The sequence below is a fragment of the Desulfosoma profundi genome, from assembly GCF_055387865.1.
Map to the genome: position 1 here is coordinate 1020112 of NZ_AP042420.1, position 22779 is coordinate 1042890.

Consider the following 22779-nt stretch of genomic DNA (forward strand, 5'->3'; position numbering starts at 1 on the left):
CCTTCAATACCCATGGTCCGTCCCCCGTCTTCTCATGCCACGGCGGCTTGGCCGCTGATTTCCGGCCACATCCAGGTTCGGAAATATTCCACACAAACCTCGTGAGACTTCACATGGCCGTCCAAAAAATGCCGTCTCAGGTGATCTTCCAGGGTTTTCCTCTTTTCCTCCGGTGAGAGGGAATCCTCGAGGCTGTCAAAAAGTTTTTTGAGATCTTCCCGGGTCTTGGGTTCAAAGAGTCCTGCCATTTCCGGAGCATACAACTGGACGAGGACTTCTCTTTGGACGCTGCGATCGATGACGTCGCGATAAGCCCAAAGGTACTCAGATTCCACGTCGGCCTGATATTCGGGCGAAGACTCCTGAAGGAGGCGATGCCACTGAGACCCGGTATCTTGGGACAAGGTGTCCAGAAGCAGTCGATCGTAATCTTCGGGATTCAGGTACATCGGGCGCCGGCTGGAACGATCCACAATCTCTTTCACAGCGGTTTCTATGCGGGCCGCCTCTTCAGGTTCATAAGCCACTGCGGCACGTTCTTGAATCGTCCTTTCGGTGTCTTCCAGAACGCACGCCCACGGCAACTCCTTGACGGCCTCCGAAATTTCCACTGCACGAGAGGGTTCTGGAGGATAAACCTCGGGAGGATGTTTCTTGTGGTCTTCGCTTGGGGGCATCCAGGACACCGCTTCCATCTGAATGCCGAACCGCCGCAACAGCGTGGCGGAAAATGGTGCCGGGGTTGATTGTCCCAAAAGATTCACGGCCTTTTCTCGATCCTCGGCCGACTCTCCGTAGTAAAGGAGCACCAGCGCCCGGCGCCAATCGTGTCGACCCGTATCGGCGGCAAGCCGGGCGAGGCGCTTTTCCAGTTCGATAACCAATCGCTGCCGCAGGACCGTCTCTCCGTAGACCTCTCTCGGCCCGACAAATTCCACCTGGTTGTAGTGGGCAAGAAGCGCAACATAATCGCGCTCGACAATCTGCCGACGCAGCCGTTCCCTGAAGGAGGCGTCCTGTTCGGCACTCCCTGGGGTCAGGGCCTTCGGCACCCGAGTGTGGCGCGCCAAGGACCGCGCATGCAGCGCCGTCAACTCCTCGATCCAGTCCTGCAAATCATGGTCTTCCGAAAGCCAACGGGCCAATGCCTCCCGTTCCCACGGTTCCGTGGGACTGAAAAGAAGATGCGTGGAAAGGAACAGTCCTTTCATCTCTGCAACGGTGATTTCCCTTCCCCCCAAACCGCCCACAAGAGTCCGCAAAATCGCCGGGCCGCGACGGGGCGCTTCGCGCTCCATCCGCGCACAGGCGTTAAAAACTCGGGAAGCCAGCGGCGGGATGGATCCGAAACTGTTGGACCGATCCATAACCGCTACAGCCCGCAGCCCCCGCACCCATTGCTGGATCTCATTTTCAGGAAACGGATTCATGAGCCGCACGGACATGCACCCCATGCCTCGCCACCCTTCTTCTTCCAGTTCCTGAAGCGCTTCCACGGCATTGGGGAACAGCGAGCCTTGGAGAATGAGCAGGGTTTCAGGGGAATCTTCGCTGGGTTGCCGGGCTTCCTCCATGGCCGACCCGGCCAAACGCACTTCGAGGGGGTGCAAGGCGACCCCGGTCAAACGCCGCACGGCCTCGACGGCGTACGGCCACACCCAACGGACCATTTCATGGGCTTTTTCCACTTCGCTTTGGGTTTCCTGATAAGTGGCGGCGGTGCAGCTGGGGCCGTGCACCACCCGGCGGTCTGAACGGTTGACGATTCGCTCTTCCAGGAAGTCGAATCCCTGCAATGTCTCTGAAAGCCATCGGCGCACCACCGCATCGGGCGGAACGCGGGTCAGCCCGATCTTGTGCGTATCGGTGATGCCGCCAATGGACAGGATGACAGGCAGCTTGGCAAAGTGCGTGAGGAGCCGGGCCAAATACAGACAGGGCACATATTCCTGAATGCTTTTGGGGGCCAGCATGATCCCGCCATCATCCCGGAAGCTCATGAAATCGGTGTGGCTTTCCTCAATGTTCAAATTGGGAGCCGCCAGCGCCCTTTTGGTCAGGAGAAAAAGCCCTTCCAGGCGCGCGCCGACAAATTGAGGAATGATCTCTGTGAAGAGCCGCCAGCCTTGGGACGCCGTAAAGGTCACGGGCAGGAAAAGACCTGTGCGGGCCACGCCCAGTAGCTTTTCCGCAGCCACTTTTTCGGACGGGTTGAGTTCGTCGACGACGATATAGGGATGACCGTTGGCAAAGGCCTCGGCCATGGCGTAAAACGGGTTGCCCGCAGGTGTTATGGGAAAGCCGACATAGAACAAAGGCTGTTCCGGCAGGGCAATCTGGGAAAGCACCATTCCTGCCAGGGTGCCGCCCATGATCATCAACGCATCCCCGGGATCGTCCATGCAACTCCGGCTCTCACTGGCGGAGAACGGCTCCAGAGAATCGCCGAGTGCCGTTTCGGGCCTGGCCGTATCGGAGTCGCCTTCCACAATGGGGGACGGCCATTCCCGCCGTTCGCTTCGGGCCCTGTCCATGGCTTCCACATAGAGCCGGAGAAGCTTGGGATTCTTCAGGACCACGTCCGGGAATCCCTGAATCAGCCCGTCCTTGTCACGCTCCCAATGGAAAGGCAGACCGGCTCCGACCAAAGCGTCAAAGATGGACGAAACGGCCACGAGGTTCGACACGATCCCGGCCCGACCGGACACCCGCTCCATGATCCCGTCCATGTCCACGGTCATCATGCGGCACGAAATCAAAGCCCGGCACACGGCCCGAAGACGATGCTCTTCCTTGGATCCCGCACTCACCCCGAGGGCGCTCAAAGCCTTGTCCAATTCCGATTCCAGCCGCTCGGCCGTCCACTTGCCTTCCTGCTGAGCGCGTGCCCGCAAGCGCGTCACCACAGGTTGGAGGATTTCCGGGCAGAAGCGCACCACGTCTTTCCAGAGCCGCTCCGGATCCTCCCAATGGTTGATGATGACCGTGCCGCCGACCCGCAAAGACCCAAAGAGCATATCCGGGTCCCTTTTCATCTCTTCGAAATTGGTCACGGCCACCACGAGAGCCGGAAAGGAAAACATGGCGTCTTTCCGTTCGAGGGGGCGACTGTCCACAAAAGTGGCGGAAAGGACCGGGGTCCCCCTCTTGGACGAACCGAACTGCCAGGACATCCCCGCCCAACACCCTCTGGCCGTCAGGAACTGCGCGAAGACTCGGTTAATCGCGATCCCTCGGTCGCCGGCCAAACTGGCTACAGCGATGGAAAAGGGCCCGAACCGGGAAACGACCCGCCGGAGGTCTTCCCGATCGCGCAGGGAAGCGTGCAGATGCTGGGCGCGGATGAGTCCGCCGGTGCGCAGAAATTCCCGTTTCAACTGTTGGGACAGCCGATATTGCTGGAGTTCCGTCCAGACCGCCAGGGCACGTTCTTCAAGGATGCGGTCCAACAGGTGAGTGAGACGTCCCGTGCGGCCGTCCTCCCCATCCCCAGGGCCGCCGTTTTCCCTGTCCGGCTGGAGCAGTTCTTTGCCGAGGGGATCAGAAGCCCAAAGATTGGAGACCAGGTCCCGGATCCGGCCGTACGCTTTTCGCACCTGTTCCAAGGCGTCCCGCGCTTCGTTGCGCAGCCGCGTCAATTGTTCTTCACCATCCCCAAAAGGTTCCAAGACCGATTCAAACGCTTCCAGGTTTTCCATTGCCCGAAGGACGGCCTGCCAGCGTTTTTCGTCTTCATCCTGGAAGGCGTCCCGCAAATCCGTGTATCGGGCTCCCGTCTCTTGTCCCAAGAGCCGGAGAACCATCTCCCGTTCCAAGCTGTGGGCGTACTGGGGTTTCAGGTTTCCGTCCTCGTCGAAAAGCACCGCATAGGGAAAAGTGCTCCCCTGGTGCTGAAACTGTGCCCACTGTTCCCTGAGGTCGCTGAGGAACGCCTGCACGTGCTTCTCGGCCTGGAGGATCAATCGGGTTTCTAGGTCGATCTGCCAATTCATCTGATCCCGATAGGTTTCCAGCTGCATGATGAGGAAGCGGGCCAGAGCGTTCCGTGGGACCCATTCGCCGCTCTTCGCGTCCCGCACGAGCAGCGCCTTGTATCGGGGATCTCTGGCCACCCAATAGAGCACAGGTTTTGGTTCCTGACGCCATTCTTCGAAGGGTTTTCCATGGTCTTCAGGGTGGTACGGGGCGACCCTTTTTCGATATCTGCCGTAGAAGACCACTTCAGGGAGCATGCCCGCGTGAGCCATGATGCGGGCGTAGTCGTCGGGATCCTGCCCGAAGAATTTTCCCGTCTCAGGACACGGGGTCACATCCCACCGGATGGCCGATTGGCCCAAACGGTCAGCCAAAAGCCAAAATTCCTGGTTCGTCGACCGACCGGCACTATGGCCCATACCCACCAAAATGCCCGGGAATTCCGCCGCCAAGTTGATCAGACCCCATTGAATTTTTTGGTTGCCCATCAGGAACTTCCCGATAGGCGTGGTGAGGGTCCCCATGCCTAGGAGCGAGGTCGCCGAACTTTCGCCCCCCGTGTTGGAGTAGACCTGCGTATCGGTGATGGTGATAAAGTGCAGCGCATTGGCCCATCGCTGACGGATAAGGAAGGCCTGCTGACGGAGGGCGTTGAGCCATGCAGGGAGGCCGATCACGGCGCCGCCGTCGCCCCCTTGACTCACCACATAACGCCGCCCCTTCTTCAGCAACCCCATGCGCACCGCCCGATCGAACACTTGCGCCATGGCTTCCCCAAAAGCAAATCCACCCCCGAAGACCGTGCGTCCCCCGGGCACTTTCTGGGCTGTTTCGTTCATCTTATTGAGCGTTTCGCTCATGCAGCCCGTCTCGCACGTGAAGGTCACCTGAGGGATCTCGCCTCGGGCCAGGCTCATGGCCATGGCCATGGCCACGGGAATAGCCAAGACCTGAGCTTCGGCACAGGACGGACACGCCGAGTGTCCGCCGGCAAAGGCCATCGGCCCATAGCGGGCATGGATCTGCGGCCCGGATCGAGGAAGGCCGTCGAGAAGCATCCGGGCGATGTCCGCTTCGGCCTGCAGGAGTTCCGGGTGTCGGAGAAAAACCTTCCGGAGGCGCCCCACGAAATCGTTCAGCAACGGGCTCTTGCCGACGGGAAGCCGCTGAGGAAGATGCGGCGCCAAAATGAGGGCTTCCCGTCCCGCTTCCCGCAGCACCTGCCTTTGGACCTCCGTCGGCACTTCTTCCAGGCGGGGAACGACGATGAGATCGATCTCCCTCTCGCGCCATAAACGGGCAATGGATCGGCCGTCCCAAAGCCCGCACGCTTTCAATCGCCGGGTTAAATCGTTGGCCGGTACGCGAACACGGGTCAGCCTGGCACGGCCCTCCGCCAAGCCTTGGGAAGGCGCCGCGGGAGTTTCGAAAAGCCCCGTCGCTCGAATCTCGAATCCTGCCTGGAGAGCCGCAGCGAACAGGTCCTGTTCGACACGGCCGTCCTCCGACGAGCACAGGAGTCCCGCGACAAAGTGCGGCCGGATGAGACAAGAGGGGCGATCGTCCGAAAAGAAGGTCACGGTCAACCCCCTTTCGGGAATGCGGCCCTGGTACCCCTCGGGGCGAATCGGCTTCAAGACCTTTTGACGCACTCCCTTGGCCGCCGGAAAAGCTTGCGGTCCGTCGCCGAAAGCAATGGAGTGCACGGTATACGGCCACGGCGGGGAAGAGTCGCGCTCCATGGAGGTGAGCCATCGATCCCATTCGACAGCATCGGTTCCGTACAGTCTCACTCCCGTGCCCAATTCCAGGAGCGCCCGGCGCCTCGGATGGGTAGCCGCCTCTTCACTGTAGGGCACAGAAACCAGATAGGGACACCGCATGCGACACAAACCGCAATGGGTGCAATGATCTTCCGCAGGCCCCAGCAGTTCCATGCCCGTCGGGGTCACGGCGATCCGCATTTCTTGACACAGACCCACACACTGCAAGCACTGAGTGCATTGGGTGTCGTCCACACGAACCTTTCGGGATAGGTACCGAACGCGCTTATCCGTACTGTGGCGCTCGATGATGTTATGACCGCCGAGGACTAGAAAATCGCCATGATCGTCAAAGCGAGCCGGGTCTTGGGAGCGCAACCCCACGAGCTGGGAAAAGGCGAGAAGAAAAGGCCATAGATCCTGACTCCCCAGAGGGCTCTCCACAAGGGTATAATCGCCTTCGGCGTCCTGAAGCAGAACCGCGACGGCACGCGCTTCTTCAGGATCCCCGCCCGGATTGACGACAAGCGCGTAGAACCGGCCGTCGGTGAACTGCGATCGGCTGAGGGTCCCTAGCTCCGGCTTTCCATCTTCATCCGGGAATCGTTCCCGGGCATATCGGGCGCCAAGCAAGCCCAGGCGGAATCCTTCGGCGAGCCATTCTTCGGAAACGATCCGGTAGCGGGCATGAGGCGTGAGCAGGCACGGCCCGAACCCGTCGCGGCCGCTTCGGACCACCCATGATTGCGCCCCGGAGCGGAGCAGTCTTTCCATCAGCCCTGTGGGCATCAAGGGATAAGGCATCCAAGGGGAAAAAGCGTCCTGCATAATCTCTCCTTTGTGCTCTTCCGGCCGCTGGGAAAAAACCTCAAGGAGAAGGGAGGAGGAACTGTCGCGCGAGAAAAAAAAATCCACTTGAGAGCGGTGCAGACGCTCACTTCGCAGGAACACGCATGGGTGGCCTTCAGCGGCTCAATTCGACGTGGTTCTCGGGAAAAGATGCGGCGGGCCGTCCATCGTGGGTAGGCAATGGGGGACCGTCGCCTAGCGGTATTTCTAATACAAAAGGTTCATCCACGAACGTCAAGAGAAAATTTTTCACATAGTCATCGAAAAATCCCTCGCGTCCGGGGGCTTCCCGCGTGAGCGACGGAGACCAGCAGGCCGGTCATGGGTTCGCCGTCCCGCTTGGAAGGGTTGGCGCCGCCAAGGGAGAAGGTTCGGCGATAAAACTTTTTTACGAAGCAGATCGGCCGTAACGGCCTGGAAGTCTTCGCTGAAGCCGAGATTCCAAGCTTCGACGGACACGGCACAGATGTTCCAGATCGATCCCCGTGGGGACGCCAAGGCTCTGGAAGAGATGCACCAGATCCTCCGTTGGGATGTTTCCCGGAGCACTCGGAATAAAAGGGCAACCCCCAAGTCCCCCGCAGGCGCCGTCAAAATGGGTGATGCCGAGTTTCCATGCCGCATAGACGTTGGCTATCCCAAAGCCAAAAGTGTCATGCAAGTGCAACCCCAACGGGAGAGAAAACGACTGTAGAGCCTGTCCGATCATTCGTTCCATTTGCAGCGGATGGGCCACACCCGACGTGTCGGCGAAGCAGAGTTCGTCCGCTCCGGCATCAAGGAGTGAATCTGCCAGAAAGAAAACGCGTTCTTCGGGCACGCGCCCTTCAAAACGGCATCCAAAAGCATTCATGACCCCGGCCTGCACGGTCAACCGCCCGGCTTTGGCCGCCCGGACCACGGTGCACGCTCGTCGCAAAGCCTCTTTGACATCGCATCCACTATTCTTTCGGCTATGGGTTTCCGAAGCCGAAACGAACACGGCCACGTGGGACACCCCACATTCGACGGCCCGTTCCAGGCCTTTTTCATTCAGAATCAACACGCGGTACACCACTCCCGGCTTTTTTCGCAGTCCGCGATAGACCGCTTCGGTATCGGCCATTTGGGGGACAGCCCGAGGGCTCACGAAAGAGCCCACCTGAATGCGAGGAATGCCGCAATCGACCAAGTCTTCGATCAATTGAGTTTTTTCTTGAACACTGAGAAGAATCGCCTCGTTTTGCAGCCCGTCACGAGGTGCTGTTTCTTCGATGACGATCGACATCGATTGCCCTTTCTCCTGAGACCGGACCTTGGCAGGCCGGACGGCGTCATGAGACAGCCCGTCCCCGTCCGAACCCACTCCGTCAAATTTTCGATCGCGGGGTAAAAGTCCTTCCACCACGGGAACATTCCCATCCCGATCCGCCTAAGAACGCATTCCTTTGACGATCAGGGCGCGGCCCCGGCAAACAGTCCCTCGGTCGATCCCGGGCGGTGTCGCCGCACCGCACGACAGCTGCCGCGAGTGTGCTCCGAACACCTTGTAGCGCAGTGTCACCCGCAACCAGGCCACTTTCCCCATGGGCCACAACGCTCGATTTTTCAACCCGCCGCCAAGACGCCGCCGTCACGGCAGGTCGTAAAAGCCCGCAGTGATCGGCAAACCTCCATGACGAAAGCGCCTGATTTTTTGAGGACGCACCGATCCCGAAATGAGCAGTTCACGGTCCGGCGCCAGCACCACCGCCTTCCATCCGCGGAAGCATCGCCCAAGATGGCTCAAAAGGCGTCGATACTGAGCTCCATCGGCGTCCAGCCGCACCCCATAGGGAGGGTTGAGGAACACCACGCCCGGCTCGAGGCCCCAATCTTGAGGATTCGTCTCTTCAAAGGGCATGACGTGCCAAGACACCCATCGGGCCACACCGGCCCTTTCGGCATTTTCCCGAGCGACGTCCACGGCCTCGGGATCGAGATCCACTCCGATCAATCGCCCCGGGGGGACATCTTTTTTGCCCGCTTCCGCCCTTTTGAGCAGATACTGCCACGTCTTTTGTTGGAAGGAGGGCCATTTTTCGAACACAAAACGGCGGGATCTTCCCGGCGGAATGTTTCCGGCCATGAGCGCCGCCTCAATCGCCGCCGTGCCGGACCCACACATCCCGTCAAGGAAAGGCTTCTCGGGTGACCACCCGGACTGAAGGACCAACGCGGCCGCCAAGGTTTCTCGAAGCGGTGCCCCGGCATGTCTTCGCCGATATCCCCTGAGGTGGAGATGGGCGCCGGAGGTGTCCAGGCTGATCACGCACTGCTTGTGTTCAAGGCGCACCAAGATACGCTGCACCTGGCTCTCGTTGTGGGAGACCGACCGGTCATCGGTTTTCGAGGGGCACCGGTTTTCCGGGACAAATTTCACCGTGGCGCCTTGACTTTCAAAACGCTGCCGCACGGCATCCTGGAAAGCCTTCTGGGCCAAACCGCTATGGGAAAGCCGTGACGCCACCAGGGACACCTCCACGCGAACGGGCATGTGCGGGTCAATCCACAACTCCCAGGGAATGCGCAGTGTCTTGGCAAACAACTCCTCCTTGGCCCCGACTTTCTGGGGAGGCAGGCGACACAGAATCCGACCGGCCGTGCGCAGCCACAGGTTCGCGCGATAACAGGCTTCCAGTTTTCCTTGGAACTCCACCCCAGCCTGGGACTCTTCCACCACGTCCAGTCCCAACTGCTCCATCTCACGGCGGCAGACGGCCACAAGTTCTTGGGGCACCACCGCGGCAAAACGGTGGACTTTGGCCCGGATCTGCGTTCGAATACGCCGCTCCAGTGATGTCCGGGCACTGGGTGCGTGTCGCCCCTCCATGATCTGCTTCTTACCCCCCGATCAGCCGTTGAAAATCACACAAACCGTTGCGTTCGCCGCGCACATCTTGTACACGCAACGCTGCAGGCGTGAAGGTCTCCACAACGAGATTGCGTGTCCGGCCCGATGCGGATCTTTGGAACGAGACGTCTTCCACCAACGGCGGGGTGCGTTCTCCTTTGACGCTTTGGATCACGCCCCGACCCGTCGGGTAGCCTGCCGGAGAATGTCCGCCCGGTCAAGACGCTCCGATGGGAAGGCCCATTTGTGCGCCTCAGCCTGAATCTGTCGGCAGTCCTTCGGCTGTGGAGGCTGTCGGGTTCCCACAGGGGGGCAGACCGGTTCACTCGAGACGCTCCGGCGATCTTTGGGACCGCCGTCAAGAAAGGCAGGAAGTATGGAGAACGGAGGAGGCGGGTTAAGTTGCAGGAAACCGAGGGCATTTTCCCCCGTATGGAACACGCCGCCGACGGGTTGGCGCGAACGTCTTGTCGAAATGGTGCAGCGTCTCCCCGGGAAACAAAAAGCCCAAATCTTCTTCCGCGCCGACGACATCGCCGCAGGCGGTCAGAACTTCGATGCGCTGTGCAGGCTGTTCCGCGCCCATGGCATCCCGCTGGCTTTGGCGGTGGTTCCGGCCTGGTTAAGTGAGACTCGAGTGGCCCGTCTTCTGGCCACGGCCCCTCTCGAAGAAGACTTGTGGGGATGGCACCAGCACGGGTGGCGTCATGTCAATTGGCAAAAAAAGGGGAAAAAAGCCGAATTTGGAGATCAACGGCCTTTGGAAAAGCAGTGGAGAGACATTTGGCAAGGTCAGAGGAAATTGACGGAGATCTTTCAGGACCGGATCCTTCCCGTGTTCACACCGCCGTGGAACCGCCTGACGGCCATGACTTTGGAAGTGCTCGATCAGCTGGGATTCAAGGCCGTCTCCACCACCGACCCACTGCCCAAAGCCGGAACCCGTGTGAACCGCATGAAAAATCTGCGGATCGCCGTGGATCTCCACACCCGCAAACATGCCGATGCCAAAGCCGATTACGCGGCGCTTCTCCAGGACTTGGCCGCTGCCTTGAGTAAGGACAGCCCAGGGGGTATCATGATTCACCATCAGAGGATGACCCCGTTTGCCTTCGCCTTTCTCGAGGAACTTCTCACGCAGCTGCAATTGTCCGAGAAGGTCGAATTTTTGTCTTTTCGAGATCTTTTGGAGACTCTTTAAGGAGTTCCACACACCTCGCCATGACTGCCGCCCGCCCTCTGCTGCTTTACGCCGACGCCTACGGCCGCATCCTCGAACATCCCTTTTTGGAAATGGCCGCATCCAGCGCCGGCCGCCTCACCCGGCCTTCCCGAAAAGAACTCATCCCGTTGCCGGAGGGGAGCGAGCTTTTTCGATTGCCAGGACGTTATCCCATCGGCTACGACCGAGAACATAAGAGGTTCCACGTCGTCACCCGGGATCCCTACAATCCGCGACACACGGTGGAAGCCGTGGCCGCTTTCATCGCTCCGGCTCACACACAGCTCTATTCTGCGGCTTATAAGACCCGTCGGGACGCCCCCCTCCTGCCCCTGTTCGCGTACACCGCCGTGGGATGGTCCCAGGGAGGCTTCGTCACCACCGCCGTGCGCATCGACTCCGATCCTCGCCAGGATTTCCGAAATTTCGACGCCGAAATCATTGGACGAAACGCGAGAAAGCGGATGCGGCAGGCTGCATCCAACCGGCTCATCCAGCATTTGGGCAAATGCGCTCTCACTTACGGCTGCCCGGCGGCCCGTAATTTTTTCATGAACCGATGGGAAGCCCCCCTTCCCACCTCCCCGGTATGCAACGCCCGATGCCTCGGGTGCATCAGTCTGCAGGAAGAATCCGGCCTGTGCGCCACGCAGGAAAGAATTCGGTTTGTGCCCAGTCCGGAAGAAATTGTCGAAACGGCCGTCCCCCATCTTCTCAAAGCGTCCCGGGCTGTGGTCAGTTTTGGTCAAGGCTGCGAGGGGGAACCGATCCTTCAAGAAAAGGTTATGGCAGCTTCCATTCGATGGATGCGGCGGGAGACTTCTCGAGGCACCATCCATTGCAACAGCAATGCGAGCCTCCCCGACGTCATCGCACGTTTGGCCGATGCCGGCCTTGACAGCTTGCGGGTCAGTCTCAATTCGGCGCAACCCCGCTATTACCACGCGTATTATCGGCCGAAAGGCTACGCCTTCGAGGATGTTGTGCGCTCCATCCAGGCGATGAAAGCGCGAGGGCGGTTTGTGTCGCTCAACTACTTTGTCCTTCCCGGTTTCACCGATGCGCCGGAAGAAGTGGAAGCCCTCTGCGCCTTATTGGAACAGGCTCCTGTGGATCTCATCCAGATGCGCAATTTCAATGCGGATCCGGAATGGATCCTCCGGTCCATCGGGTTCACGGGCGGCCAAAAACCTTTGGGCATCCTCAAAGCCATGGACAGAATTCGAGACCGTTTTCCCGATCTGCGGTTCGGCTATTACAACCCTTGTTTGGACCCCGATGCGTGAAGTCATGGCAAAATCTGGCACGAGAAGACAAGCGGGACGTCATGGAGGCGGCGATGAAAAAATGTGATGCGGTGGATGCGGTGATCATCGGTGCCGGCATTGTGGGGCTGGCAACGGCTTACCGGCTCTTGGAACGCCGGCCGTCACTGGAGCTGATCGTCCTGGAAAAAGAAAACGGACCCGCAAGGCATCAAACGGGGCACAACAGCGGCGTCATCCATTCCGGCATTTACTACCGCCCGGGGTCGTTCAAAGCGTCCCTGTGTGTGGAGGGAGCCAAGGCCCTTGTGGATTTTTGCCGGAATCATTCCATCGCTTACGAAATCTGCGGAAAAATCGTCGCGGCCACGAACGGCATCGAGGCTGAAAGGCTTCAGGAACTGTGGCGGCGCGGAACCGCCAACGGTGTGCCCGGCATGGCTGTGTTGTCTGCTGCGGAAGCGCGCACCATTGAGCCCCATGTCCGGTGCGTGCGCGCGCTCTGGGTGCCCACAACGGGCATTGTGGACTTTCGTCACGTGGCCAAGAAATTCGCCGAACTCATCGTTTCTCGGGGCGGTCGCGTCTTGTTTTCTCAACCGGTGACAGCCATCCGGAAGGGAAAAGCTCGAATGACGGTAACCACGCCGAAAGGCGAGTTCTCCACCCCACTGGTCATCAACTGTGCCGGCTTGCATGCCGATCGCGTCGCTCGCCTCGCCGGCATGACTCCACCGTGCCGCATCGTGCCTTTCCGCGGGGAGTACTATAGTCTGCAACCGCATCGCCGGCATCTTGTGCGATCGCTTATTTACCCTGTGCCCGACCCGAGGTTCCCTTTTCTTGGGGTGCATTTTACCCGCCGCATCGACGGCTCCGTGGAAGCCGGCCCCAACGCCGTGCTCGCATGGGCGCGGGAAGGCTATACCCATCGTACGGTTCACATGGGTGATCTCCTGGAGACCTTGACCTATCCCGGCTTTGTCCGGCTTGCCCACAGGTACTGGAAAACAGGGCTGCAGGAAATGATCCGATCCTGTTCCAAGACGCTCTTTGCCAAAGCCTTGCAAAAACTGGTGCCTGAGGTCACCGCGGGCGATCTCGCTCCAGGCGGTGCCGGGGTCCGGGCCCAGGCTTTGAGTCCTGACGGTCGGCTTCTCGACGATTTCGTCATCCTGGCTCAGTCCGGCCAGGTTCATGTGCTCAACGCCCCTTCTCCAGCCGCCACATCATCTTTGGCCATCGGAGACGAAGTGGCCGCAAAGGCTTTGTCTTTCTTGCGGTAGACGAGAGCCTGGCACATGGCAATGAGTGTGCCTTCCGCGTCGGTCACGCGGATTTGGTAGCTGGCCGTCCGCACGGTCCGATGGATTTCCGCAGCCTCGGCGCGCAGCGTGGTGCCGAGACGCGGCGCGGCCATATACGTCACGTTCATATTGAGGGCCACAGCCATAATGCCATGAGAATTGGAGGCCACTTCGAAAGCTTCGTCAATGAGGGAAAAGACGGCGCCGCCGTGGGCCCATCCGAAGATGTTTTGCTTCGATTCGTCGAATTCCATTTCAACCAGCGCATAGCCGGAGTCCATCTTGATGAGCCGCATGCCTAAATGGCGGGCGTACGGTTCGTTTGCCACCCTTTCGGTCAAAAACGCCCTCACCCTCTCATCCATGCTCCTTGCCCTCCGCGCGTTTCCATTCCTGTGGGTGGGACATCCGCGGCTTCTTGTCAGAGTGCTTTTCCTCCAGATGTCGAACGCTCCGGCATTGCGCCGGAGGCAGATTGCCTGTCGCCTGCTCCTCGGGAGCGTGCGAGGCGTTTGAATCCCGTGAGATCAGTGGCGCCGTTTTTCTGAAGCTCCGGGTTCGTCCGCGGGGACGCCGGTATGGCTCAAGGACGTCCCACCTGACGTTCTCCCGTAGTGCCCCACATCTGGATCGTCTTGACCCTTGACGGTGTCTTTTGCTACAAACGGACCGCTTTGAAAAGGGCAATGTTCTTGGGAGATCGGGATCATGACCGCACGGCGTTCGTCTGGGCATCATGAAGGCACAAGGTGGTGGCGCAGGACGAGAAATCTTGCCCGTCCACCCTTGGTCCCGAGATAGAGCTTTTCAAGGCCGTGGGCGGCACACCCGTCCACGGCCTTCGGTTTTTTTGAAGACGTGCACATCTCACAGGAGTCTCACGTGGCAGAAAGGAAAATCCTGCTGGGTAACGAAGCTATCGCCCATGGGCTTTTGGAAGCCGGCTGCACCATGGCGGCGTCTTATCCCGGAACGCCTGCCTCCGAAATCATGGCTGCCCTCATGAAGCTCAAGAGACGCCATGGATTGTCATGCCACTTGGAATGGTCCATTAACGAGAAAGTCGCCGTGGAAACGGCGCTCGCCAACAGCTACACCGGACGACGCTCCGCCGCCGCCATGAAACAGGTCGGACTCAATGTGGCGGCCGACCCTGTGCTGAGCGCCGCCTACACGGGGGTCAAAGGGGGCTTTCTGTTGATCGTGGCGGACGACCCCGGCCCTCACAGTTCCCAAACAGAACAGGACACACGCCAGTTTGCCGTATTTGCCAAACTGCCTGTGCTGGACCCGGCGCATCCCGGTCAGGCCCGGGCTTGGATTGCCGAAGCTTATGCTTTTTCCGAACAGTACGAGATTCCCGTGATCCTTCGTCCCACAACGCGGGTGTGCCACGCGCGGCAGGACATGGCGGTTCGGGAGTTTCCTAAAAGCTCGACGCAGCCCGTTTTTGAAAAGGATCCGGCCCGATGGGCGGCAACCCCGAAATTCCGTTATCTGCTCCATAAGAAATTGAACGAAAAGCTGGCCCAAATCGCCCTCGACCCCCGCTGGCAGCCTCGGCTTCTCAACCGCTCAGCCCTTGATGGGCTCATCGGCCCCCCACCGGAAGTGGTCCTTGACAAAGTGATTCTCGCCTCGGGAGTCGCATGCGCCCACGCCGTCGAAATCCTTCGGGACCTGGACCTGTGGAAGCGCATCCCCATTTACCAAGTGCCTATGCCTTATCCTCTTTCAGAACACTTTTGCGCAGATCTTTTGAGAACCGCCAAGGACATCCTTGTTTTGGAAGAAACGCAGCCGGTCATTGAAGGGCAACTGAGAAATCGAGTCCAAGTCAAAGGGCGCCTCACCGGCCATGTGCCTCAAGAGGGGGAATTGTTGCCGGAGATCGTGGAACAGATCATCCGCCGTTTTGCGGGATTGGCTCCGTCCGGGGAGAGTCCCCAGCCGTCGGCGGGGCGCCGGCCGACCCTCTGCGCCGGCTGCGGCCACCGCGCGGCCTTTTTTGCCATTCGCAAAGTTTTTCCCAAAGGGATTTATGCCAGCGACATCGGCTGCTACACCCTCGGGCTGAACCTTGGAGCCGTGGACACCGTGCTGTGCATGGGAGCCTCCATCAGCCAAGCGGCCGGATTTTATCATGCATACCGCGATGCGGGGCAACAGTCGCGCCACGTCGTGGCCACCATCGGCGATTCCACCTTTTACCATGCGGGTGTTCCTGCCTTGATCAACGCCGTGGCCCAAGGCTGTCGCTTCCCGGTGGTGATCCTCGACAACGGCACCACGGCCATGACGGGTCATCAACCCACACCGGCCGCCGGCATGACGGCTGATGGTGTGAAAGTTCCGCCGGTGACCTTGGAAGCGTTGGCGGCGGCCTGCGGGGTGAATCATGTGAGCGTGGGCGACCCTTACGATGTTCCGGGGTTTACCAGGTTGCTCAAAGCCGCTAAAGCCCACTGTGGAGACGCGCACAACGGCGGCATGGCCGTGGTGATTGCACGCCGGCCCTGTGTCATGGAACGGGCCCGGCAGGAAGGCCGAAAATCCCCGGAACAGCGCCCAATCGTGACGGACAAATGCGAAGGCTGCGCGTTTTGCATCAAACATTTTGAATGCCCGGCTTTGATCTTCCACGGGGAAAAGGAAGCCGTCTCCATTGACGAAAATCTCTGTGCCGGATGTGGAGTCTGTATCCACGTCTGCCCGCACAAAGCCATCCAATGGCCTTCGGTCGGCGGCGTGTAACCGAGCGGGGAGTGGAACACTATGCAGCAACAGATCGCGGTGAGCGGTTTGGGAGGACAGGGGGTACTTTTTGTCACCAAGGTGTTGGCGGAAGCCGCACTGGGCAAAGGACTCTCGGTACTGGTCTCCGAAACCCACGGTATGGCCCAAAGGGGCGGAAACGTCATCAGCCACCTGAAAGTGTACCTCAGAGAGGACGGACCTGAGGAGCCGACGCTGGATGCCTTGGCTTCTTCGCCTTTGACCAGCCCGCTTATCCGGCCGGGACGCGCCGATGTCCTGTTGGCGCTCCATGAAGAAGGGATCACGGCCCACGGCTATCTTCTCAAAGCGGGCGGGAAGCTCTTCTGTCATCGCCTTGAACCCCAAGGTCCCGGTGAAATAAACGCCGTCAAGCTGGCCAGGGAACTCGGGGACCCAGTCGCCGCCAATCTCATTCTCCTCGGTTATGCCGCAGCCACAGGAGCTCTTTTCTGCACCGTTGAAGATCTCCAAAGGGTGTTGGCCGAATCGGGAGGCGCACGGGCGGCTGTGAGCGTCAGAGCCTTGGAAGCGGGGGCGCAAGCCGCAGGCCCCCTGCGGTCTTAGACAACCGAAAAGTCGCGGCGGTCATGGACGCATCAATTGTCCTCCAAATCCCCCAGTTTACGGTGTCCGGGGTGACCCACGGGAGCATCTACGCCTTGATTGCTCTCGGCTTTTGCATGGTCCAGAACGCCACGGGGATCGTCAATTTTGCCCAAGGCGACTTTGTCATGCTCGGCGCACTCATGGCCGTGACGCTCCTCAAGAAGCTCTCTCTCCCCACGGTTCCCGCGTTTCTGGGCGCCGTGATGTTCGGAGCGCTGTGTGGACTGGCTCTGGAACGCGGCCCCCTTCGTCATGCCCGTAACCGGGATGTGCTCGTCCTTGTCATGATCACCGTGGGGGTTTCCATTGCCGTCCGAGGCGCCGGGATGCTCCTGTGGGGAAAAAATGTCCATGCTCTTCCCCCCCTCGGCAGCGAAGCCCCGCTGATTCTCGGATCGGCAGCCATTGTGCCCCAGGTGTTGTGGATCATTGGAATTTCCCTTCTTATCCTAGTGCTTCTCTACTTTTTTTATCGACACACCTTGCTTGGGAAAGCCATGCGGGCGGCGGCGGACAATCCTTACGGGGCCGTCTTGATCGGGATTTCCGTGCAGAAATTGACAGCCTTGGCTTTTGCCATGGCCGGATCCCTTGGAGCTTTGGCGGGGATTCTCGTCAGCCCCCTCACCAGCATGAGTTACAGCGGCGGCTTGATGTTGGGCCTCAAAGGTTTCGCTGCGGGGATCCTCGGGGGGTACGGGAGTGCGCTCGGGGCCGTGGTCGGAGGATATATGCTGGGGCTCATGGAATCCTTTGCCGCCGGTTTCTTGTCCTCAGCTTATAAGGATGGCATCGCCTTTCTCGTCCTTCTTGCCGTTCTCTTTGTCCGGCCGGCCGGACTTTTCGGCAGTGTGCGGGTTCGGAGGCTCTAGGCCCGTATGTATCCAGCGCCCTTTCTCCCCAAGGCCTGGAAGGCGCTCGGCGTTCTCGCCGCCGGCTTGGGTCTCATCCCCGTTCTGGTGGAAAACGACTATTTCTTCGTCCTTTTCAACATCATGGCCCTGAACGCCATGGTGGTCCTTGGGCTCAACCTGCTCATCGGCACTGCCGGTCAAATTTCCCTTGGTCATGCGGGTTTTTTCGGTCTGGGAGCTTACACCAGCGCCATTGTCACGACGCAATTGGGCTGGCCTCTGTGGGCTGGTTTACTCCTGGCCGTGGCCGTCACAGCTTTCTTCGGATTGTGTCTGGCCGTTCCCACCCTTCGGTTGGAAGGCCACTACTTGGTCATGGCGACTTTGGGCTTCAACATTATTGTGAGCATCTGCCTGAATCAAATGGAGCCTCTCACGGGGGGACCATCCGGTCTTGCGGCCATCCCGGCCCTTCATCTCGGCCCCTTGGCAGTGGATAGTGACCGACGGTTTTTCTTTTTGGCATGGGCGGCTTTTCTTGTCGTGTTCGCCTTGATTCTCAATCTGGAAAACTCCCGCATCGGCCGAGCGCTCAAGACGATTCACGACAAGGAACTCACGGCCCGAACCCTCGGGGTGCCCACTCACCAATACAAGGTTCAGGTATTCACCCTCAGTGCGATTTTGGCGGGCTTGGCAGGATTTGGCTATGCTCATTACATGACGTTCATCAGCCCGAGCACCTTCGACATCTTTTATTCGGTTCAGGTGATCACCATGGTTGTGGTGGGCGGCCCGGGAAGTCTTTGGGGTGGCTTGGCCGGGACGGCTCTCCTTACGAGCCTGAGGGAAATCCTTCACGCCATGGAAGACTTTCAGGTCCTCGCCTACGGCCTGCTCTTGACGCTTTCTCTGGTCTTTTTCCCCCAGGGGTTGCTGCCCGCCGCCGTTGAAGGACTCCAGCGCAGACAGGCGCACCGCCGTCGGGCTGCTGAACTCCAAAGCTCTGGGCAAAGAGCAGGCACGTCGCCCGCCCGCACGGACTCCTCGGACCCGAGGATCCGCCTAGGGCATGACGACCACGGTCCGGGAGGTGTCGCCTCAGACACCACCGCCGTTCTTCAGATCGACAACCTTTCCGTCCGATTCGGCGGACTCCAGGCTCTAGATCGGGTTTCTTTTTCTGTTTTTCCGGGCGAAATCGTCGCCGTCATCGGGCCCAACGGCGCCGGAAAAACCACGGTCTTGAATGCCGTCTGCGGCTTAATTCGGCCGACGGAAGGGAGGGTGAAGGTGCGCGGTGTGGACGTGGGCAAGCGTCCCGCCCATAAGGTGGCGGCGGCAGGGGTAGCTCGCACCTTTCAAGCTGTGCAAGTTTTTGGGCACTTGAGCGTATGGGAAAACATCGCCGTCGGCAGACATCTTTTCGGACGGGCTGGGTTCGTGAGAGCCATGGGGCATACGGCCCGCGAACGATCGGAGGAAAGGCGGCTGCAGCAGGACGCTCTCGCCCTTTTGAGGAGAACCTCCCTTTTCCACAAAGCCCACGAACCGGCAATGCGCCTTTCTCTTTATGAGCAAAAGGTCCTGGAAATCCTCAGAGCTTTGGCGTTGGAGCCGGCTGTGCTTTTGCTGGATGAACCCGTCGGCGGATGCACGCCCAACGAAAGCCGCTGGCTCATGGACTGGATCGTCGCGCACCGGCGCGCGGGCATGGGCATGGTGCTTGTCGAACACGACATGAACGTGGTCATGGCCTACGCCCACCGCGTGGTGGTGCTCCACCACGGCCGTGTCATCGCTGAAGGCACGCCAACGGCCGTTCAGAAAGACCCCCGGGTGATTGAAGCCTACCTGGGAACGGCAGGCCGAACCCGGCGCTCGGGCACCCACCCGAGATGATGGAGGCCGGTCCGATGCTGAAGGCAGTCAATCTTTCCGCCTCCTACGGTCCTTTGCAGGTGCTGCGACGGGTGACCCTGCATGTGGACGCTGGAGAGATGGTTTGTCTGCTCGGAGCGAATGGGGCCGGGAAGAGCACCCTGCTTAAGCTCCTCAGTGGAACGCTCAAACCCAGCGAAGGGGAAATTTTTTTCGACGGAGCTGCGATTCACGGGGAAGCTCCAGAACGGATCGTCCGTCGGGGCCTGGTGCAGGTGCCCGAAGGCCGCCAGCTTTTCCCAAATCTGACCGTCCTCGAAAACCTGGAGCTGGGCGGTTACCTCCATGGAAAGAAAGGCTTGTCCCAGGGACTCACAGAGGTGTTCGAGCTCTTTCCCATCCTGGCGGAGCGGCGTTTCCAAAAGGCAGGTACCTTGAGCGGCGGCGAGCAGCAAATGCTCGCGGTCGCTCGAGCCCTCATGACTCGACCGAGGCTCCTCATGCTGGATGAGCCATCTTTGGGACTTGCCCCTTTGATCGTTGAAGAAATTTATGCCACACTGCAGAAACTGCACGCCGCCGGCACCACCGTTTTCTTGGTGGAACAAAATGCCATGGGCGCATTGGACATTTGTCAGCGGGGCTATGTGATGGAAACCGGTCGGATCGTCCTGGCAGGTTCGGCTGATGAACTGGCCCATCATGAAGAAGTCCAAAGGGCGTACCTCGGGCGGGACTACCGATACAAATGGGAGAAGTGAACCCCGCAGCGCAGGAAAGCATGCACCAGCAGGGTCCGAACGAGGCCATGGATCGAGAAAAACTCCGCCAGATGCAACTGGAACGACTGCAGGTGACCTTGAATCGCGCTTATCTTCAGGTGGATTTTTACCGCACCCGGCTGGACGCTCTCGGGATCGTTCCGGAAGATGTCAAAACCGACGAGGATTTCCGAAGTCTTCCTTTCACCACGAGTGAAGACCTGGCGGATCACTACCCATACGGACTGTTCGCAGTCCCCTTAAGAGACGTCGTGCGATTGAAAATCGCGGCCAGCCGAGACGGACGCCCGATCGTGGTCGGTTTTACCCGACGGGACGTGGCCCTCTGGGAGTCACTTATGGTTCGGCTGCTCGCAGGGTTGGGGATCCACGAGCGAGACATTGTCCAAGTAGCCTTCAACTACAGCTTGTTCCCCGGGGCCATGACGTTCAACCACGCCGCGGAAGCCCTCGGGGCGACTCTGGCCCCGTCGGCCACGGTGTCGGCGAGGCTTCAATTACAAATCATGCGGGATTTTCGTTCCACGGTGTTGGCGACCACACCGTCCTTTGCCGTCCATCTGTTGGACACCTTGGCTGAAGAACAGGCCCATGGGCGGGAATCCCACGATCTCCCGCTCAAACTCATGCTTCTCGGCCCGGATCCCATCCCTGAAGCCCTTCGGGAACGCATCCGTTCCCAGCTCGGCATTCCGGTGTACGGCCTGTATGGTGTTGCCGAAATGGTCGAACCCGGTTTGGCGGGGGAATGCCCGCAGCAGCGCGGTTTGCACGTGGCCGAAGACCATTTTCTCGTGGAGTTGGTCCATCCCGTAACCGGAGATCCCGTGGGATCGGGATCGGAGGGAGAATTGGTCATCACGACCCTTTCCGCGGAGGCCTATCCGCTCATCCGGTACCGCACGGGGGATGTCATGAGAGTGGAGTCGACGCCGTGTCCGTGCGGTCTGACCACCGCGCGTCTGTCCGGCGTTTTGCGGCGGACGGACCATCGCGTCAGTGTCCGGGGCATCCCCATCAGTCCTCAAAGGGTGGAGCGCCTCCTTCGGGAAATGGACCCCGGCGTCCAAGATTTCCGACTGTTGGTGTGGACACGCTATGGGCTCGGGGACAGCCTTGACCTGTGGGTCACTCTGGGACCGCTTGCCGACGGGGGAAAGTCCGGACGCCTGGAAAGGATCCGAAGCCGGCTCCGCCGTGAACTGGGCCTTGGGGTTCGCGTCGTGGACGTCGCCTCCGAGCGGCTGCCTCATGAGGGATTGACATACAAAACGGTTTTTAGAGAAAAAATGGAGCCGTGAAAGGAGCTCATCCGATGACCGTGAGTTTCATGCCGATACGTTCCAGCCTGGACAACTTGGAAAGTCTGCAGTTGCAAGGGCTGCGCTGGACGGTCCAGCACGCGTACGAGAACTCGCCGTTTTATCGCCGGCGGCTGGAGGCGGCAGGGGTCAAACCCGATGACATTCGAACCTTGGACGACCTGCGGCGCCTTCCCGTGACCACGGCGGAAGACTTACAAGCGGACTATCCCTTTCCTCTCCGAGCCGTTCCTTTCGAAAAAATCGTGCGCATCCACGCTTCGTCGGGCACCACCGGCAAACGCAAAATCCTGAGCTATACCCAAAAGGATATCGACGATTGGGCCACCATGTTCGCCCGCTGCTTTGAAATGGCCGGCCTCACACGCCAAGACCGGGTGCAGATCGCCGTCGGCTATGGCTTGTGGACGGCCGGCGTCGGTTTCCAATTGGGCTGTGAACGCTTCGGGGCCATGGCGATCCCGGTCGGCCCCGCAAATACCGAAATCCATTGCCAAATGCTCGTGGATCTCCAATCCACGGTTTTCTGTGCCACGGCCTCCATGGCACTCCTCATGGCCGAAGAAATCGAACGCCGCGGCCTTCGAAACCACATCGCACTTCAGAAGATCATTTTCGGCGCGGAACGGCACAGCCGAAGCATGCGTCGCCGCATTCAAGCGATCACCGGGGTGGAACACATGTTCGACATCCCCGGCCTCACCGAGCTCTACGGGCCGGGCACCGGCCTGGAATGCACGGCCCACCAAGGCATCCACTATTGGGCGGACTATTACATTTTGGAAATTCTCAACCCGGAGACCCTCGAGCCCGTTCCCCCTGGAGAATTGGGCGAAATGGTGGTCACCACCTTGCGAAAGGAAGCCTCTCCGCTGATCCGGTACCGCACACGAGACCTCACGCGGCTCATCCCTGAACCATGCCCGTGCGGCAACCCTCTCCCCCGACACGATCACCTCCTCGGGCGCTCCGATGACATGTTCATCTTCCGGGCCGTGAACATCTACCCCGGCCAGATCGATCACGTCCTTTCCCAAATCCCTGGTGTCGGTAGCGAATACCAAGTCCATCTGTACCACCGGGAAGACGGGCGCGACGTGATGATCCTCAAGGTGGAACGAGGCATCGGCCGACACCCGGCAGAAGACGACGCCTTAAAGGAAGCGATCGGTTCGGAAATCCGCCGGCAGATCCTGGTGCGGTGCACCGTGGAGGTGGTGGACTACGGTTCTCTGCCCCGGACCGACAGGAAAAGCCGACGCGTCTTCGACCACCGCGTTCGCGAGGACTGAATGAACCCCAC

Annotated in this window: 14 protein-coding genes; 10 read left to right on the plus strand and 4 right to left on the minus strand. The window is 59.8% G+C overall.

Annotated features, from left to right (window positions below):
- Window positions 1-32 precede the first annotated feature (32 nt).
- The 3 genes from ACZ5K9_RS04540 to ACZ5K9_RS04550 all read right to left on the minus strand — a co-directional run bounded on the left by ACZ5K9_RS04540 (window position 33) and on the right by ACZ5K9_RS04550 (window position 9438).
- Window positions 33-6566, minus strand: a complete 6534-nt coding sequence (locus ACZ5K9_RS04540) for a hypothetical protein (protein ID WP_464273232.1) — start codon at window positions 6564-6566, stop codon at window positions 33-35.
- A gap of 409 nt (window positions 6567-6975) precedes the next feature.
- On the minus strand, window positions 6976-7854 hold the full coding sequence (locus ACZ5K9_RS04545) for a hydroxymethylglutaryl-CoA lyase (protein ID WP_464273233.1): 879 nt from the start codon (window positions 7852-7854) through the stop codon (window positions 6976-6978).
- A gap of 345 nt (window positions 7855-8199) precedes the next feature.
- A complete protein-coding gene (locus ACZ5K9_RS04550; RefSeq protein WP_464273234.1) occupies window positions 8200-9438 on the minus strand; it encodes a THUMP domain-containing class I SAM-dependent RNA methyltransferase in 1239 nt (412 codons plus the stop codon).
- 496 nt (window positions 9439-9934) lie between these two features.
- Between ACZ5K9_RS04550 and ACZ5K9_RS04555 the strand changes: the two genes are divergently transcribed.
- From ACZ5K9_RS04555 to lhgO, 3 genes are read left to right on the plus strand one after another with little or no spacing between them, the layout of a single operon-like run.
- A complete protein-coding gene (locus ACZ5K9_RS04555) occupies window positions 9935-10660 on the plus strand; it encodes a polysaccharide deacetylase family protein (RefSeq protein ID WP_464273235.1) in 726 nt (241 codons plus the stop codon).
- Window positions 10661-10680: 20 nt separating this feature from the next.
- Window positions 10681-11967 carry a radical SAM family protein gene (locus ACZ5K9_RS04560; RefSeq protein WP_464273236.1) on the plus strand — a complete coding sequence of 429 codons (1287 nt, stop codon included), beginning with the start codon at window positions 10681-10683 and terminating at the stop codon, window positions 11965-11967.
- Between the two features lie 53 nt (window positions 11968-12020).
- Window positions 12021-13232 (plus strand): L-2-hydroxyglutarate oxidase, encoded by a 1212-nt coding sequence (gene lhgO, locus ACZ5K9_RS04565; protein ID WP_464273237.1) that lies wholly within the window; start codon window positions 12021-12023, stop codon window positions 13230-13232.
- Here the strand turns inward: lhgO and ACZ5K9_RS04570 are convergent.
- Window positions 13142-13618, minus strand: a complete 477-nt coding sequence (locus tag ACZ5K9_RS04570; RefSeq protein WP_464273238.1) for a PaaI family thioesterase — start codon at window positions 13616-13618, stop codon at window positions 13142-13144. The genes lhgO and ACZ5K9_RS04570 overlap by 91 nt on opposite strands.
- A 517-nt stretch (window positions 13619-14135) precedes the next feature.
- On the opposite strand from ACZ5K9_RS04570, the gene ACZ5K9_RS04575 reads away from it, so the two are divergent.
- Genes ACZ5K9_RS04575 through ACZ5K9_RS04605 form a run of 7 tightly spaced genes read left to right on the plus strand, consistent with a single transcriptional unit; the run spans window position 14136 to window position 22768 of the window.
- On the plus strand, window positions 14136-16007 hold the full coding sequence (locus ACZ5K9_RS04575; protein WP_464273239.1) for a thiamine pyrophosphate-dependent enzyme: 1872 nt from the start codon (window positions 14136-14138) through the stop codon (window positions 16005-16007).
- Between the two features lie 21 nt (window positions 16008-16028).
- Entirely contained in the window at window positions 16029-16595 is a 567-nt protein-coding gene (locus ACZ5K9_RS04580; protein ID WP_464273240.1) for a 2-oxoacid:acceptor oxidoreductase family protein, read from the plus strand.
- Between the two features lie 23 nt (window positions 16596-16618).
- The gene (locus ACZ5K9_RS04585; RefSeq protein ID WP_464273241.1) at window positions 16619-17509 is read left to right on the plus strand and encodes a branched-chain amino acid ABC transporter permease; all 891 of its coding nucleotides are present in this window, start codon (window positions 16619-16621) and stop codon (window positions 17507-17509) included.
- A 6-nt stretch (window positions 17510-17515) separates the two neighbouring features.
- Window positions 17516-19393 (plus strand): branched-chain amino acid ABC transporter ATP-binding protein/permease, encoded by a 1878-nt coding sequence (locus ACZ5K9_RS04590; protein WP_464273242.1) that lies wholly within the window; start codon window positions 17516-17518, stop codon window positions 19391-19393.
- 14 nt (window positions 19394-19407) lie between these two features.
- On the plus strand, window positions 19408-20133 hold the full coding sequence (locus tag ACZ5K9_RS04595) for an ABC transporter ATP-binding protein (RefSeq protein ID WP_464273243.1): 726 nt from the start codon (window positions 19408-19410) through the stop codon (window positions 20131-20133).
- On the plus strand, window positions 20121-21455 hold the full coding sequence (locus ACZ5K9_RS04600) for a phenylacetate--CoA ligase family protein (RefSeq protein ID WP_464273244.1): 1335 nt from the start codon (window positions 20121-20123) through the stop codon (window positions 21453-21455). The genes ACZ5K9_RS04595 and ACZ5K9_RS04600 overlap by 13 nt, the downstream gene beginning before the upstream one ends.
- Before the next feature lie 14 nt (window positions 21456-21469).
- The gene (locus ACZ5K9_RS04605; RefSeq protein WP_464273245.1) at window positions 21470-22768 is read left to right on the plus strand and encodes a phenylacetate--CoA ligase family protein; all 1299 of its coding nucleotides are present in this window, start codon (window positions 21470-21472) and stop codon (window positions 22766-22768) included.
- The last annotated feature ends 11 nt before the right edge of the window (window positions 22769-22779 follow it).

What these genes read in the sequence shown, in the direction of transcription:
- ACZ5K9_RS04540 (WP_464273232.1), bottom strand. Translation starts at nt 6,566, where the DNA reads ATGCAGGACGCTTTTTCCCCTTGGATGCCTTATCCCTTGATGCCCACA.
- ACZ5K9_RS04545 (WP_464273233.1), bottom strand. Translation starts at nt 7,854, where the DNA reads ATGTCGATCGTCATCGAAGAAACAGCACCTCGTGACGGGCTGCAAAAC.
- ACZ5K9_RS04550 (WP_464273234.1), bottom strand. Translation starts at nt 9,438, where the DNA reads ATGGAGGGGCGACACGCACCCAGTGCCCGGACATCACTGGAGCGGCGT.
- ACZ5K9_RS04555 (WP_464273235.1), top strand. Translation starts at nt 9,935, where the DNA reads ATGGTGCAGCGTCTCCCCGGGAAACAAAAAGCCCAAATCTTCTTCCGC.
- ACZ5K9_RS04560 (WP_464273236.1), top strand. Translation starts at nt 10,681, where the DNA reads ATGACTGCCGCCCGCCCTCTGCTGCTTTACGCCGACGCCTACGGCCGC.
- lhgO (WP_464273237.1), top strand. Translation starts at nt 12,021, where the DNA reads ATGAAAAAATGTGATGCGGTGGATGCGGTGATCATCGGTGCCGGCATT.
- ACZ5K9_RS04570 (WP_464273238.1), bottom strand. Translation starts at nt 13,618, where the DNA reads ATGGATGAGAGGGTGAGGGCGTTTTTGACCGAAAGGGTGGCAAACGAA.
- ACZ5K9_RS04580 (WP_464273240.1), top strand. Translation starts at nt 16,029, where the DNA reads ATGCAGCAACAGATCGCGGTGAGCGGTTTGGGAGGACAGGGGGTACTT.
- ACZ5K9_RS04585 (WP_464273241.1), top strand. Translation starts at nt 16,619, where the DNA reads ATGGACGCATCAATTGTCCTCCAAATCCCCCAGTTTACGGTGTCCGGG.
- ACZ5K9_RS04590 (WP_464273242.1), top strand. Translation starts at nt 17,516, where the DNA reads ATGTATCCAGCGCCCTTTCTCCCCAAGGCCTGGAAGGCGCTCGGCGTT.
- ACZ5K9_RS04595 (WP_464273243.1), top strand. Translation starts at nt 19,408, where the DNA reads ATGCTGAAGGCAGTCAATCTTTCCGCCTCCTACGGTCCTTTGCAGGTG.
- ACZ5K9_RS04600 (WP_464273244.1), top strand. Translation starts at nt 20,121, where the DNA reads ATGGGAGAAGTGAACCCCGCAGCGCAGGAAAGCATGCACCAGCAGGGT.
- ACZ5K9_RS04605 (WP_464273245.1), top strand. Translation starts at nt 21,470, where the DNA reads ATGACCGTGAGTTTCATGCCGATACGTTCCAGCCTGGACAACTTGGAA.